This is a genomic window from Cytobacillus sp. MT66 (assembly GCF_058792595.1).
Window position 1 is genome coordinate 329551 of sequence record NZ_JBXAFB010000003.1, and the last position, 13799, is coordinate 343349.

Consider the following 13799-nt stretch of genomic DNA (forward strand, 5'->3'; position numbering starts at 1 on the left):
ATTCGCCTGCCTTTTTTCTATCTTTTAGTGTGAGCTGCCCCATTCTACAGGGTCTTTTCTCCATTCAGCCAGCTTTTGCATATCTTCTGCCTGGATATATCCCTTTTCCTTTGCAACCTCTGATAGTGTTCCAAAGTCTGTCAGCGTGTAAGCTGTAATTCCGGCATCTGCTAATAATTGTTTGCCCTTTTCTAGCTGATAGGTGAAAATTGCAACAACCCCTAATACTTCACAGCCTGCATTTCTTAAAGCTTCAACAGCTGTAATGACACTGCCGCCAGTTGAGATTAAATCTTCAACAACAACAACCTTTTGTCCCTGTTCAGCTTTGCCTTCAATCTGATTGCCCTGTCCATGGCCTTTTGGCTTTGAACGGACATAGCACATCGGAAGATCCATTAATTCACTTACCCATGCCGCATGAGGAATTCCTGCGGTAGCTGTTCCTGCAATTAGATCAGCACCTGGAAACTTCTCATTGATTAATTCCTGTAAGCCTGCAGCAATTTCCCTGCGGACTGCCGGGTAGGATAATGTGAGGCGATTATCGCAGTAGATCGGTGCACGTAAACCAGAAGACCATGTAAATGGTTCATTAGGCTTTAATGTTACAGCATTTATGTCAAGTAATTTCTCCGCTATCAATTTTTGTTTCATTCCAAGATGCCCTCCCAAGCTTTTTTCACCAATAAATATTTTTCAAACGGATTTTCTGCCCTTGTGATGGACCGGCCTACGACAATGGCTGATACCCCCTGGGATTTAGCAAATTCAGGAGTGGCCACACGTTTTTGATCCTGTACAGCATCCGTTTTTAAACGGATCCCCGGGGCAACCGTTAAAAATCCATCGCCAAGTTTTTCATGAATAGACTTGGATTCATAGGTTGAACAAACAACGCCATCCAAGCCCGCACTATTCGCTAATCCGGCATAATGAAGGACGGATTCCTCCAGGGAAGCAGTTATAAGCTGATCCTGCTGCATTTGCTGTTCGGAGGTGCTTGTTAATTGAGTAACAGCAATACAAGCTGGACGTGTTTTTCCCGCAATACTTCCTGCCTCTAATCCCTCAAGTGCCGCCTCCATCATTTCCTTTCCTCCGGCAGCATGCACATTGACAAGGTCTGTGCCTAATTTAGCAAGTCCTTTCATGGCACTTTTAACCGTGTTTGGAATATCATGCAGCTTTAAATCAAGAAATAAATCATGGCCCTTTTCCTTCAATTCATATATGATGCTGGGACCTTCCTGATAAAAAAGCTCCATACCAACTTTAAGAAATAATTTTTCCTTGCCAAAGCCCTCTAAAAATTGCAAAACTTCTTGTTTTCCGGCAAAATCAAGAGCGATTATAAGTGAGTTGTTCATTTCTGCTTCCAGCTCCTCCCGGTACATTCCGATATATGTTCAAAGCCGAGTTCATTTAACAGTACTGGCAGCTCCTCGATGATAGATGGACAGACGAAAGGATCAACAAAATTAGCTGTTCCAACCGCTACTGCACTGGCACCTGCATAAAAGAATTCAATCACATCTTCTGCGGATTGGATGCCGCCCATGCCAATAATAGGGAGAGAGACATTTTGGCTGACTTCATAAATCATGCGAATCGCAACTGGCTTGACAGCTGGGCCCGATAGCCCGCCTGTTTTATTAGCTAATACCGGTTTGCCAGTCTTCAAGTCCAGTCTCATGCCAACTAAGGTATTAATCATGGTAAGCCCGTCAGCACCGCCGTCCTCAGCTGCTTTTGCCATTTCAACAATATTTGTCACATTGGGCGATAGCTTGACATAGACAGGTACCTCTGAAACCTCTTTCACCTTTTTTGTCAGATCTTTTGCTACTTCAGGAATTGTACCAAAAGCAATTCCGCCTGTTTTTACATTTGGGCAGGAAATATTTAATTCCAACGCATGAACATTCGGTGCTTTTGAGATTTCCCTGGCAACCGCCACATAGTCTTCTTCCTGTGAACCAGCCACATTTGCAATGATCGGCACATCGAACTGTTCAAGCCATTTTAGTTCTTCATTGATTACTTTTTCCAATCCGGGATTTTGTAATCCAATGGCATTAAGCATTCCTCCAGGAGTTTCTGCTACACGCGGTGTCGGGTTGCCAAATCGTACTTCTTGTGTAGTCGCTTTAATCATAATGGCACCGAGCCCGCTTAAATCATAAAGCTTGCTGAATTCTCTACCAAAGCCAAAACAGCCGGAAGCTGGCATGACAGGATTTTTTAAATCTAAACCGGGTAATTTGATTTGTAATGAACTCATAATACGACCTCCCCAGCTTTAAACACAGGCCCATCTGAACAAACCTTTTTATAGGAAGTTCCCTCTGGGTCGTCTCCCGTATGGCAGACACAGGCAAAACAAGCGCCAATGCCGCAGCCCATTCTTTCCTCAAGCGATAAGTAGGCTCTTTTGTCTTTATGTCCCTGTTCAAGTGCTTTCAGCATAGGTGTTGGCCCGCATGAGTACAGAATATCAAATTGAAGGTTTTCATCACTTATGACATCTGTAACAAATCCCTTCGCGCCAAAGCTGCCGTCAGCTGTTGCCACATAAGTCTCACCAAGCTCTGCAAACGCCTTGTCATAAAAGACAGCATTTGCTGACTGGAACCCGAGCACGTGGATAACTTTAACCCCATTACTTACAAGCTGCTTTGATAGTTCATATAAAGGGGGAACACCGATTCCGCCGCCGACCAGCAGGGCTGTTTCTCCCGTATTGGCTTCATCAACAGGAAATCCATGTCCTAAAGGGCCTAAAACATCAAGAAATTCTCCCGGCTGTTTCTTGGAAAGCAGGTTTGTTCCCTTTCCGCCAGCACGATAAATCATTTTAAATTGATTTTCATTTTTATTTATTTCAGCAATGCTGATGGGTCTTCTTAAAAGCGGATCCAATTGGTCAGATACTTTGATATGAACAAATTGTCCAGGTTCATTCATTTCGCGAACAAGCTCACCTTGAAGGGTGAGCTCATAGATATGTTCGGCTATTTCTGCTTGTGCAACAATCTTGCATAATTCCTTTTTTATCATATTAAAACTGCCTCCTGGGCTGCAGCCTGTACTTCCATCGCATCGACTGAGAAGTTCATTGATTCGATAACCTGCAGAATGGCCCCCGCAGTATCGAGTGATGTCAGACATGGAACTCCATTTTCTACCGCTTCACGGCGAATGCGGAATCCGTCTCTTTCCGGCTGCTTTCCTTTTGTCAGGGTATTAATGATGATTTGTGCTTTTCCGTTCTTAATCACATCGAGTAAATTTGGTCCTTCTGAGCCGATCTTGCCGACAGTCGTCACATGGATGCCATTCTCTTTTAGGAAATTAGCTGTGCCGCATGTCGCCATTAATCGATAACCGATGGCAGCAAAACGCTTAGCAAGTGCTAAGGCTTCCTCTTTATCCTTATCAGCAATCGTCATAAGGACTGAGCCAAAAGCATGGATATTCATACCTGAAGCTACTAACCCTTTATATAGCGCTTTTTCTAATGTGACATCTTTACCCATTACCTCGCCGGTTGATTTCATTTCCGGCCCTAATGTTGTATCTACACGTCTTAATTTGGCAAAGGAGAATACCGGAACTTTCACGTACACTCCTTTTTTCTCTGGTACAAGTCCTGTCTCAAAGCCTAATTCCTTCAGGGAATGGCCAAGAATGACCTTTGTTGCAATTTTAGCCATTGGCACGTTTGTTATTTTGCTCAAGAAAGGCACTGTACGGCTAGATCGCGGATTTACTTCAATGACAAATACTTCTTCGTCTGCAACAATGTATTGAATATTCAGCAGACCGATAATGCCCAGGCCTTTTGCAAGTTTCTCAGTGTATTCCACCAGCTGCGTTTTTACGGCCTCTGATATGTTTTGCGGCGGATATACCGCGATTGAATCCCCGGAGTGTACACCAGAACGTTCAATATGCTCCATGATTCCAGGAATCAGTACGCTTTCACCATCGCAAATCGCATCCACTTCAATTTCTTTACCTGTTAAGTAACGGTCAATAAGCACTGGATGTTCAGGATTGATTTTCACTGCATTTTTCATGTAATGGAGAAGCTCTTCTTCCTTATAGACAATTTCCATTGCCCTCCCGCCAAGGACATAGGATGGGCGTACAAGAACTGGATAGCCAATGTCGCTTGCAATCGCCATGGCCTCTTCAACAGATAAGGCTGTTTTTCCTTTTGGCATTGGGATGTTTAGTTCTGAAAGTGCTTGTTCAAATTTATCTCTGTCTTCTGAACGGTCAAGATTTTCAAGTGATGTGCCAAGAATTTTCACGCCTCTTTCCACAAGGCCAGCTGCTAGGTTAATGGCTGTCTGGCCGCCGAATTGCACGACAACGCCTTCTGGTTTTTCAAGGTCGATAATATGCATGACGTCTTCTAAAGTAAGCGGCTCAAAATAAAGCTTGTCTGAAATACTGAAATCTGTTGAAACTGTTTCTGGGTTGTTGTTAATGATGATTGCCTCATAGCCGGCTTCTTTAATTGCCCATACGGAATGGACAGTTGCGTAGTCAAATTCAACTCCCTGGCCAATTCTGATTGGTCCTGAACCTAGTACAACGACACTTTTTCTGTCAGTTACGATGGATTCATTTTCTTCTTCATATGTTCCGTAATAGTAAGGTGTTTCTGATTCAAACTCTGCTGCACAAGTATCAACAGTTTTATAGACAGGAATGATGCCTTCTTTTCCACGCCATTGATACACTTCTAATTCTGTCGTATTCCACAGCTTGGCGATGGTCATATCAGCAAATCCCATTTCTTTCGCTTTTTTTGCTATTTCAAGATCAAATGGATTTGCGGCAACTTTATCTTCAAAAGCAACGATTTTTTGCATTTTGTTCAGGAAGAATAAATCAATTTTACTCCATTCATGGATGGTTTCGATGGTGACCCCTCTTCTTAGGGCTTCGCCAATATAGAAGAGACGCTCATCTCCCGCTTTGCGGATCCGTTTTTCTATTAGACTATCATCGATATCTGACGTGTCATTTAAAGCCAAATGATAGACATTAGCTTCCAGTGAGCGTACTGCCTTTAGTAAGGATTCTTCAAATGTCCGGCCGATTGCCATTACTTCTCCGGTCGCCTTCATTTGTGTTCCTAAAGAGCGGTTGGCCAACTCGAATTTATCAAATGGCCAGCGAGGGATTTTACTGACGATATAGTCTAGCGCAGGTTCAAAGCAAGCATATGTTTTCCCTGTTACAGGATTAATCATTTCGTCCAAAGTAAGGCCGACAGCGATTTTAGCTGCTAGCTTCGCAATCGGGTAACCTGTTGCCTTTGAAGCTAGTGCTGAAGAACGGCTTACCCTTGGGTTTACCTCGATAATGAAGTAATTGAAGCTGTTCGGGTCAAGTGCTAGCTGAACGTTACAGCCCCCTTCAATTTCTAGGGCGCGTATAATTTTTAATGAAGCATTTCTTAAAAGCTGGTATTCACGGTCGCTAAGTGTCTGGCTAGGTGCAACAACAATGGAGTCACCTGTATGAACGCCCACAGGATCGAAATTCTCCATGTTACAAACCACAATAGCATTGTCGTTAGCGTCTCTCATCACTTCATACTCGATTTCTTTAAATCCAGCGATGCTTTTTTCTAGCAGACATTGGTGAACAGGACTGTTCTTTAAACCGCTCGATACGATTTCGATCAATTCTTCCTCGTCAGAGCAGATACCGCCGCCAGTTCCGCCCAGTGTAAATGCCGGACGAACAATGATTGGGTAGCCGATTTCTTCTACAAACGCATAGGCTTCCTCTAATGAATGGATAATAGCACTTTCCGGCACTGGTTCGCCAAGCTCGTTCATTAGCGTTCTAAACAGGTCACGGTCTTCTGCTTTTTCGATCGCTGAAAGTCTTGTGCCTAGGATTTCAACTCCGCATTCTTCTAATACTCCAGATTTGGCAAGCTCTACAGCCATATTTAGACCTGTCTGGCCGCCAAGTGTTGGCACTAATGCATCTGGACGCTCTTTTCTAATAATTCTGCTGACAAACTCCAGCGTAAGCGGTTCGATATAAACGGCATCCGCAATTTCTGTATCTGTCATAATGGTGGCAGGGTTTGAGTTGATAAGGATGACTCGATACCCTTCTTCTTTAAGGGCGATACAAGCCTGTGTTCCTGCGTAGTCAAATTCAGCTGCTTGACCGATGACAATAGGTCCTGATCCGATAACTAAAATACTGTTTATATCTGTACGCTTTGGCATGTGTTTGCACCTTCCTGTTTTTCAGATTCGATCATTTGCAAGAATTGTTCAAATAAACCGTTGGCATCCTCAGGTCCAGGCGAAGCTTCCGGATGGTATTGCACTGTAAAGGCAGAAACATCTTTATGCTTTAAGCCTTCAACCGTTCCGTCATTTAACGCAACATGCGTGACTTCAAGCCGTGTTCCGGCAATGGAATCCTGATTGACTGTATATCCGTGATTTTGTGATGTAAGTGCTACCTTTCCAGTGTTCAGATCTTTTACTGGATGATTGGAGCCGCGATGGCCAAATTTCATCTTTTCCGTATTTGCTCCGCACGCAAGGGCAAATAGCTGATGCCCTAGGCAAATGCCAAACACAGGAACCTTTCCTAACAATCCCTTGATCATTTCGATGGCTTCTGGAACGTCTTTTGGGTCTCCAGGTCCGTTTGAAAGCATGACCCCATCAGGGCTTAAATTTAAAATTTCCTGAGCAGATGTATTGTAAGGAACAACAATCACATCACAATCGCGTTTATTTAATTCTCTTAAAATCCCGTGCTTCATCCCGAAGTCAACAAGAACCACACGTCTGCCCCTGCCAGGGCTTGGATATGGTGTTTTTGTGGAAACCTGCTTCACCTGATCATTTCGGAGTTTTACCGCCCGCAATTTTTCAATGACAGATTCCGCATTTTCCTCCATGCTGCAAATGGCACCCTTTAAAGTTCCATACTTTCTGATAATTCTTGTCAGTTTTCTCGTATCAATTCCTGCGATACCTGGAATATTTTTAATTTGGAAGAATTCATTCAATGATTTTTCGCTGCGCCAATTTGATGGAAACTCTGCGGCTTCTTTTACGATAAATCCATGGATGGCAGGGTTGATAGATTCGAAGTCATCCCGGTTAATTCCATAGTTTCCGATCAGCGGATAAGTCAAAGTGACAATTTGACCGCAATAGGATGGATCAGAGAGAACTTCCTGGTATCCTGTCATACCTGTGTTAAAGACAACCTCACCGATTGTGCCTGTTTCACTGCCAAAGCCTTCCCCGATAAAAACTGTGCCATCTTCTAGAATGAGCTGTCTTTTCATGCTGTTACACTCCCTTTATTCCATGCAATTTTCCCATTAACCATTGTCAAAACAGGCCAGCCTTTACATTCCCAGCCGGCAAAAGGCGTATTTTTGCCTTTGGATAAAAAGTTTTCCGGATTAATTTCTTCGGCCCGGTTTAAATCAATTAATACGATATCTGCCGCTGCCCCTTCTTCTAGCTTTCCAGAAGAGAGCTTAAAGCTTTGAGCAGGCTTGATTGTCAAGAAATCGATAAGCTGCTTTAGCGTCAAGATTCCTTTTTCAACAAAGTATGTGTATAGAAGAGGAAATGCGGTTTCGAGTCCAACAATTCCAAATGGTGCAAGCTTCATGCCTTCAGCCTTTTCCTCAGCCGTATGCGGTGCATGGTCTGTTGCAATGAAATCGATTGTTCCATCTAAAAGACCTTCGATTAAAGCTTTCTTGTCCTCTGCACTGCGTAATGGCGGATTCATTTTGTAATTAGCGTCAAGACCAGGAATGTCATCTTCACACAACAAAAGATGATGCGGTGTTACCTCAGCTGTTACCTTGATTCCTGCTCTTTTTGCATCACGGACGGTTCTGACAGATTCCTTTGTGCTTATATGACAAACATGGTAATGACAATCTGCCGCTTCGGCTAAAAGTACGTCCCTTGCGATATGTACTGATTCGCAAACAGAGGGAATGCCATTGATTCCGTGCTCTTTAGAGAATTTGCCTTCATGAACGGAACCCTTATTTATTAGGGTGTCTTCCTCACAGTGTGCAACAATTGGCATATCGATTGCTGCAGCTCGCTTCATTGCTTCAAGCATCATCGCTGCTGATTGAATGCCAACCCCATCATCTGTGAAGGCAAATGCTCCAGCATCTTTAAGTGCTTGGAAATCTGTCAGTTCTTCACCAAGTTCGCGGATTGTAATAGAAGCGTAGGGAAGAACGCGGACAGATGCCTTTTCTTCAATTCTTTTATTTAGATTTTCTAATTGTTCCTTTGAATCTGGTACAGGTCTGGTATTCGGCATGGCAGCAACTGTTGTGAATCCGCCTCTTGCAGCTGCCATTGTTCCGGTCTCAATCGTTTCCTTCTTTTCGCCGCCGGGCTCTCGCAAATGGATGTGAACATCAATAAACCCAGGAGCAATAAGAAGTCCGCCAGCATCAATAGTTTCAAGTGCTTCTTTAGTTATTTCCGAACCTATTTCCTTAATAATTCCCTCTTGGATGTAGATATCTGCTTTAACTAGCTCACCTTCATTAGTTAGCAACTGGCCATTTTTTATCAGTGTTGACATGTTTACCGCTCCTCTCAGATTGTTCAATGGATCTTTTCAAAACTGCCATTCTTATATAAACACCATTTTGCATTTGCTTAAAGATTCTAGAACGCTCACATTCTACTAAACTATCAGCGATTTCAACATCCCGATTAACTGGAGCAGGATGCATGATAATACTTCCCGGCTTCATTTTTCTTTCTCTTTCTTCCGTTAAGCCATAATCGCGATGATATTCTTCAGCTGTTCTATTTTCTTTTTCTTTATGGCGTTCGTGCTGAATTCTTAGAAGCATAACAACATCAGACGTTTCAACCGCCGTGTCAATGTCCTCATAATGGCCATTTTTAATCATTTCCTCATCAAACCATTCTTTCGGTCCAGAGAAAACAACTTTTGCCCCTAGACGGACTAAGGTATCTGCATTTGATCTTGCCACCCTGCTATGGCTGATATCTCCTATTATTGCAACCTTGAGCCCTTTAAAAGTGCCAAATTCCTGCTGTATCGTTAACAGATCAAGAAGTGACTGTGTTGGATGGTGTCCGCATCCATCGCCTGCATTAATGATAGAAACTTTATTTGTACCCATTAATTCGTCAAAATACCTGTCTTGATTATGCCGGATTACTACAGCATTCACCCCGATGGCTTCAAGGGTTTTCACTGTGTCATACAGTGTTTCGCCTTTAGATACGCTTGAGGTGCTTACCTCAAAGGGGATGATATCTAACCCAAGCCGTCTCTCTGCAACCTCAAAGCTGCATTTTGTCCGTGTACTATTTTCAAAAAAGAGATTTGCCACAAACACTTTTTCTTTTGGCCTCCAAGTATGGCCGTCTATAAAGCTCTGAGCATCAGAAAGAATACTGTGAATTTCGTCAATCTTCAGATCCGTTGTCGTTAGCAAATGTTTCATTTGCGGTCGCCTCCCTTAGTTTTAAGTGTACATCCTGGGCGAAAAAAAACACCCTGACATCGTGACAGGGTGTTGAACATTTGAAAAAGTTTGACAACTGGCCTGCTTAGACCTGTCATTTACTTTTTCAACACCCTTCCAAGTCTCACTGGACTTTATTAAAAGGTATTACTTATGAAGTTGCTTCTTCGTCATCCACAACAACTTCTCTTCCTGGCAGAATGAGGTTTAAAATGACCCCCACGATGGCTGCCAGTGCCATTCCTTCAATGGCAAAGCTTTCTGTAAACCTTAATGCAGCTCCGCCAATGCCTACTACTAATATAACTGAAGAGATTACAAGGTTTCGATTATTGCCGAAATCTATATTATTTTCAACAAGCATCCTTAAACCGCTTGATGCGATGATACCGAACAGCAGAATAGATATTCCGCCTAGAACAGCAACTGGAATGGTTTGTATTAACGCCATCGCTTTACCTAAAAACGAGAACAGGATGGCTATGACTGCAGCTCCAAAGATAACATAGACTGAATAGACTCGTGTAATTGCTAGTACACCAATATTTTCGCCGTAAGTAGTTTTTGGCGGTCCGCCGATAAACGAACTGACAAATGTACCTAAGCCATCTGCAAGGATGGAACGGTGTAACCCTGGATCTTTAATATAGTTGCGGTTGACTACCTTTCCAAGCACTAACTGATGCCCGATATGCTCAGATATTGTAACTAATACAATAGGTACCATAGCCAGTAAAATTGACGACGTTATATTAAATTCATAGTGGATGCCTGGTACTAAGAAGTCAGGCATGGCAAACCACTTTGCTTCTTTCACCGCCGTGTAATCAATAATTCCAATGAGTGCTGAATAAACATACCCTATGATTAAGCCAAGCAAAATCGGCATGGCACTTAAAATGTTTTTGAAGTATACATTAAAAACAATGGCTGAAAACAAGGTAACAAGTGCCGCTGTAAAGTGTAAGAAACTATATTCCCCATTGACATTCATCGCCATGTCTACCGCTGTTCCTGATAAACCGAGCCCGATAACCATGATGACTGGAGCAACGACGATCGGCGGCAGAAGACGCATTAACCACTTATAACCCGATTTCCAGATAATTAGTGAAACAATGCCATAGGTGATTCCAACAGCCATTGCCCCCATCATCGCATTTCCAGGATTCTCACCATTATTGCTCGCAATCATGATAGGAGCGATAAAAGCGAATGAGGAGCCTAAGTAGGCGGGAACTTTAAATTGGGTAATGAATAAAAAGATAATGGTCGCAATCCCGCTCGTTAAGAGCGCAATTGCCGGACTTAGTCCAACTAATTTCGGAACTAGTATCGTTGCCCCAAACATGGCAAACATATGCTGAAAACTTAATGTTACAAGCTGCGTTTTACTTGGAAAATCATTTATATCTAGTACTGGCTTATTCACTGATAATTTCTCCTATTCCTTTTTAGCCTCTCGGGACTATTATTTAAAGGGTTTCCTAATTCTCATAAATACTTACATGTTCATGTTCATCGACTTCTTTTAATTCGACGACAATTTTTTCTGAGCTTGATGTAGGTATGTTCTTCCCAACATAATCCGCTCTAATCGGCAGTTCACGATGACCTCGATCTACTAAGACAGCCAGCTGTACAGAGGATGGTCTGCCAATGTCAACGAGTGCATCCAGTGCTGCCCGGACCGTTCTGCCTGTATAAAGAACGTCGTCAATTAATATGACTTTTTGATTTGTTATATCGATGGGAATTTCCGAACCTTTTACTAAAGGCTCTTCATTGACTGTTATCTTGCTTAGGTCATCGCGATAAAGCGTGATGTCCAGCTCTCCAACGGGAATGCTTGCTCCCTCAATCTGCTGAATTCGTTCAGCTAATCGCTTTGCCAAATAAATTCCTCTTGTTTTAATCCCAACAAGGACACAGCCTTCGATCCCTTTATTTCTTTCGATAATTTCATGGGCAATCCTTGTTAAGGCTCTGCGGATTGCTTGTTCATCCAGAACAATGGCTTTTTGTGACATATGATCACCTCGAAGATTGTTTTAAAATAATACAAAACCCTCTCACCGGTTGGCGAGAGGGTAAACGTGTACATTCAAATAGGGTATACCTATCCCTATTATTTATCCGTTTCCTTCTCAGCCTCACGGGGCTGATTTAAAGGACTTATTTAACTGTTTTTAGTTTAGATCTAAATTCCGCAGTTGTCAATAATTTATTTTCAATTGCTCCAGCAGCTGCTGGTAATATTCAGGCAGCGGGGCCTCAAACTCCAGATATTCTTTTGAACGAGGATGAATAAACCCTAATACCCCTGCATGCAGGGCTTGTCCGCCAATATCTAATGTTTTCCTCGGCCCATACTTCGGGTCGCCTGCCAACGGGTAGCCAATGTACTTCATATGCACCCGAATCTGATGAGTTCTACCAGTTTCTAATTGGCACTCAATAAATGTGTAATCATTAAAGCGGTCAAGCACCTTAAAGTGTGTGACTGCTTTTTTTCCATTGTCGATGACCGCCATACTCTGCCTTTCTTTTGGATCTCGGGCAATTGGCGCATCAATTGTTCCATGGTCATGCGGGATTACACCATGAACAATTGCTTTATATTTTCTTGTAACCGTTTTTTCCACAAGCTGATTGACTAAGCTTTCATGGGCAAGGTCATTTTTTGCCACCATTAATAAGCCTGAGGTGTCCTTATCAATGCGGTGAACAATTCCTGGCCGCATGACACCATTAATCCCTGATAAGTCCTTGCAATGGGCCATTAAACCATTTACAAGCGTTCCTGTCAGATGCCCTGGTGCAGGATGCACCACCATTCCTTTTGGCTTATTTACAACGAGCACATCCTGATCTTCAAAGTAAATATCCAAAGGCATTTCTTCAGGAATAACATCCAATTCCTCTGGTTCTGGTATTTCAATGACGATTTCGTCGTCTTGTGTGCATTTATAGTTTGTTTTTATCTTTTGGCCATTAACAAGGACATGTCCCTCTTTGATCCATTGCTGAACCTGAGTTCTTGACCACTCTTCATTTAGGCCTGCAAGAATTTTGTCTATTCTTTCTCCTGATTGTTCCTCAGGAATGATGTGTTCCATTTTCTCCATGAGACTCGGACTCCTTCTCCTTTTTTACCGCTCTTTCTTCCATCAGCATATGCAGCATAAGCAGCCCAACCCCAACGACAAGGCTTGAGTCCGCAACATTAAAGATTGGGAAATCATATCCGAATATATAGGTATTGACGAAATCAACGACTTCTTTTCTGAACAGCCGGTCTAGAAAGTTACCTATGGCTCCGCCTAGCATTAAGCCCAATGAGATGCCCAAAAGCACTTTTCCTTTTGCCTGTTTTTGGATATAATACACGATTCCGATAATGACAGCGATCGTGATCAGGTAAAAAAACCACATTTGTCCCTGCAGAATCCCCCATGCTGCACCTTTATTCCGGTGGGAAGTAATGTACAGAAAGTTGCTGATCACTTCTATGCTTTCACCGATTTCCATATTTTTTACAATCATCCATTTAGTTAACTGGTCTAGCGCAATAATAATTAGGGCGAGTATGTAAAAAAACACAAAGGCAACCTCCATAATTTTCATATGTTCCCTTTGCATTTTAGCACATTCTTAAGCGAAATACACAGTATTAATAAATAGCCTTCCGATAAAAGCGGTCCATTTTATTACAATCCTCCATTGTTTTGATTGTGGGTATCATAGATAATAGTTCTTCTGGGATAAATTCACCTGAGATTTCACATTTGCCAAACATGCCTAGTTCCATTTTATTTAAGGTGTCTTCAATGTCTGCAAGTTCTTCTTGAATAAATGGCCGTACAAGAGGGGAACCGTTCTTATCATTTAATTTATCAATTAATTCTTGTCTGGTTTTACGGAGTTCCGAATAAAGGGTTTCTACTTTTGAATCCATTTACGCTCCTCCGTTCTTTATTGGTTTCTTTGTATTATTCCCGCTCATTTTAAGAAAAGACGGTGCAAGATTTTACAATTCGTACAGCTTTTGACGGTAGTGCGCACTGATTTCCGCTCCGGGCGCTTCGCTTTTCAGGGGGGCATTTTGTGAGCCTCCTCGTCGCTCGTGCTCCTGCGCACGTTTCACTTCAACGCTGATCCCCCAGGAGTCTACGTACCTTCCACTCCAATCAATAAGTTTTCACTCAACAAAAAAGACCTGTCTCAATATTTCGAGACA

Annotated in this window: 13 protein-coding genes; all 13 read right to left on the reverse strand. The window is 42.6% G+C overall.

Annotated elements, in window-relative coordinates:
• Positions 1-24: 24 nt before the first annotated feature.
• Entirely contained in the window at positions 25-657 is a 633-nt protein-coding gene (gene pyrE, locus AC1Q59_RS07555; RefSeq protein WP_492365181.1) for an orotate phosphoribosyltransferase, read from the reverse strand.
• The gene (gene pyrF, locus AC1Q59_RS07560; protein WP_492365182.1) at positions 654-1370 is read right to left on the reverse strand and encodes an orotidine-5'-phosphate decarboxylase; all 717 of its coding nucleotides are present in this window, start codon (positions 1368-1370) and stop codon (positions 654-656) included. The genes pyrE and pyrF overlap by 4 nt, the downstream gene beginning before the upstream one ends.
• Positions 1367-2284, reverse strand: a complete 918-nt coding sequence (locus AC1Q59_RS07565; protein ID WP_492365183.1) for a dihydroorotate dehydrogenase — start codon at positions 2282-2284, stop codon at positions 1367-1369. The genes pyrF and AC1Q59_RS07565 overlap by 4 nt, the downstream gene beginning before the upstream one ends.
• Positions 2281-3057, reverse strand: coding sequence for a dihydroorotate dehydrogenase electron transfer subunit (locus AC1Q59_RS07570; protein ID WP_492365371.1), 777 nt, complete (start codon positions 3055-3057; stop codon positions 2281-2283). The genes AC1Q59_RS07565 and AC1Q59_RS07570 overlap by 4 nt, the downstream gene beginning before the upstream one ends.
• Positions 3057-6269, reverse strand: a complete 3213-nt coding sequence (gene carB / locus AC1Q59_RS07575; protein WP_492365184.1) for a carbamoyl-phosphate synthase large subunit — start codon at positions 6267-6269, stop codon at positions 3057-3059. The genes AC1Q59_RS07570 and carB overlap by 1 nt, the downstream gene beginning before the upstream one ends.
• Complete coding sequence (locus AC1Q59_RS07580; protein WP_492365185.1) at positions 6248-7354, reverse strand: carbamoyl phosphate synthase small subunit; 1107 nt, start codon at positions 7352-7354, stop codon at positions 6248-6250. Before AC1Q59_RS07580 ends, carB begins: the two co-directional genes overlap by 22 nt.
• Positions 7351-8637 (reverse strand): dihydroorotase, encoded by a 1287-nt coding sequence (gene pyrC / locus AC1Q59_RS07585; RefSeq protein WP_492365186.1) that lies wholly within the window; start codon positions 8635-8637, stop codon positions 7351-7353. The genes AC1Q59_RS07580 and pyrC overlap by 4 nt, the downstream gene beginning before the upstream one ends.
• Positions 8600-9538 carry an aspartate carbamoyltransferase catalytic subunit gene (locus AC1Q59_RS07590; protein ID WP_492365187.1) on the reverse strand — a complete coding sequence of 313 codons (939 nt, stop codon included), beginning with the start codon at positions 9536-9538 and terminating at the stop codon, positions 8600-8602. Before AC1Q59_RS07590 ends, pyrC begins: the two co-directional genes overlap by 38 nt.
• Before the next feature lie 172 nt (positions 9539-9710).
• Positions 9711-10991 carry a uracil-xanthine permease family protein gene (locus AC1Q59_RS07595; protein ID WP_492365188.1) on the reverse strand — a complete coding sequence of 427 codons (1281 nt, stop codon included), beginning with the start codon at positions 10989-10991 and terminating at the stop codon, positions 9711-9713.
• A 55-nt stretch (positions 10992-11046) separates the two neighbouring features.
• Positions 11047-11589, reverse strand: a complete 543-nt coding sequence (pyrR, locus tag AC1Q59_RS07600; protein ID WP_492365189.1) for a bifunctional pyr operon transcriptional regulator/uracil phosphoribosyltransferase PyrR — start codon at positions 11587-11589, stop codon at positions 11047-11049.
• A 186-nt stretch (positions 11590-11775) separates the two neighbouring features.
• Positions 11776-12687 carry an RluA family pseudouridine synthase gene (locus AC1Q59_RS07605; RefSeq protein ID WP_492365190.1) on the reverse strand — a complete coding sequence of 304 codons (912 nt, stop codon included), beginning with the start codon at positions 12685-12687 and terminating at the stop codon, positions 11776-11778.
• A complete protein-coding gene (lspA, locus tag AC1Q59_RS07610; protein ID WP_492365372.1) occupies positions 12659-13177 on the reverse strand; it encodes a signal peptidase II in 519 nt (172 codons plus the stop codon). The genes AC1Q59_RS07605 and lspA overlap by 29 nt, the downstream gene beginning before the upstream one ends.
• Before the next feature lie 55 nt (positions 13178-13232).
• On the reverse strand, positions 13233-13517 hold the full coding sequence (locus AC1Q59_RS07615) for a hypothetical protein (RefSeq protein ID WP_492365191.1): 285 nt from the start codon (positions 13515-13517) through the stop codon (positions 13233-13235).
• Positions 13518-13799 lie beyond the last annotated feature (282 nt).

Bases quoted from the DNA above. Each gene is read 5' to 3' on its own strand.
- pyrE (WP_492365181.1), bottom strand. From the start codon at position 657: ATGAAACAAAAATTGATAGCGGAGAAATTACTTGACATAAATGCTGTA.
- pyrF (WP_492365182.1), bottom strand. From the start codon at position 1,370: ATGAACAACTCACTTATAATCGCTCTTGATTTTGCCGGAAAACAAGAA.
- AC1Q59_RS07565 (WP_492365183.1), bottom strand. From the start codon at position 2,284: ATGAGTTCATTACAAATCAAATTACCCGGTTTAGATTTAAAAAATCCT.
- carB (WP_492365184.1), bottom strand. From the start codon at position 6,269: ATGCCAAAGCGTACAGATATAAACAGTATTTTAGTTATCGGATCAGGA.
- AC1Q59_RS07580 (WP_492365185.1), bottom strand. From the start codon at position 7,354: ATGAAAAGACAGCTCATTCTAGAAGATGGCACAGTTTTTATCGGGGAA.
- pyrC (WP_492365186.1), bottom strand. From the start codon at position 8,637: ATGTCAACACTGATAAAAAATGGCCAGTTGCTAACTAATGAAGGTGAG.
- AC1Q59_RS07590 (WP_492365187.1), bottom strand. From the start codon at position 9,538: ATGAAACATTTGCTAACGACAACGGATCTGAAGATTGACGAAATTCAC.
- pyrR (WP_492365189.1), bottom strand. From the start codon at position 11,589: ATGTCACAAAAAGCCATTGTTCTGGATGAACAAGCAATCCGCAGAGCC.
- AC1Q59_RS07605 (WP_492365190.1), bottom strand. From the start codon at position 12,687: ATGGAGAAAATGGAACACATCATTCCTGAGGAACAATCAGGAGAAAGA.
- lspA (WP_492365372.1), bottom strand. From the start codon at position 13,177: ATGGAGGTTGCCTTTGTGTTTTTTTACATACTCGCCCTAATTATTATT.
- AC1Q59_RS07615 (WP_492365191.1), bottom strand. From the start codon at position 13,517: ATGGATTCAAAAGTAGAAACCCTTTATTCGGAACTCCGTAAAACCAGA.